Source organism: Catellatospora coxensis, from assembly GCF_016862635.1.
Taxonomy (GTDB): Bacteria; Actinomycetota; Actinomycetes; order Mycobacteriales; family Micromonosporaceae; genus Catellatospora; species Catellatospora coxensis.
Genome location: NZ_BONI01000215.1, coordinates 1 through 702, shown reverse-complemented (window position 1 = coordinate 702; position 702 = coordinate 1). Strand labels below are relative to the sequence as shown.

1 protein-coding gene is annotated in these 702 nt (G+C 65.2%); it reads right to left on the bottom strand.

All coding sequences use genetic code 11. From position 1 onward, the window contains the following. A partial coding sequence (locus Cco03nite_RS42090) for a hypothetical protein (RefSeq protein ID WP_203699644.1) occupies nucleotides 1-645 on the bottom strand: 645 nt, incomplete at its 3' end. Between the last annotated feature and the right edge of the window lie 57 nt (nucleotides 646-702).

The following is a 702-nucleotide window of genomic DNA, read 5'->3' as shown; positions in this document are numbered from 1 at the left end:
GTGCTGGGGATTCCTGGCAACATGGAGGATGAACTGCGCCCGCAGGCGGACGAGCGGATCTTCCGAGCCCAGCAGCGCCGCGATCTTGCTGGTGAAGGACGTGTCCAGAACGTGCTGGACCAGCCGGGCGTACATCCAGTCTTTGCAGCGGTACGGTCGCTTGAGCGCTGTGACGATCAGGTCGCTGATCTGCGGCCGAACTTGTTCGGGCACACCGCCGCGGTACAGCTGGCGTAGAAGCCCCTCTTTTGTCCCCCAGGCCGACCACATTCTGGATTCGGGCGCACCCCACTCCTGCGGGTAGAACGCCTCCCATTGCAGGTACAGTGCCAGGTAAGGGGCGTACGACTGCCGAGCTGCGGGGTCGGTACGCCTCGAGTCGAAGAACGCACGGAGCGGCCCGAAGATCGTCTGCTCTTGATGCCAACGAAAATCAGCCCTGGCCTGGTCCATCTCCGCAGCCAGGTGCGGTTCGGCCGGTGCCGGGGTGCCAGCCTGGGCCCATACCCTGTTCGACCAGTGAAGGGCCTCCGAAGCCGCTACCAGCAACGCCTGGTGCCGGGCCAGCGCGTGGTGACGTACGACGTCGTCAGATGCGATGAGGTCATACACCCATGAGTGGTTCTCCGGCAGCGTCCTGAACACCCCGGTAGCCTGCCATCCCAGCCGCGCTCGGGCGACCCGTTTGCGCTGCCCGAAGGG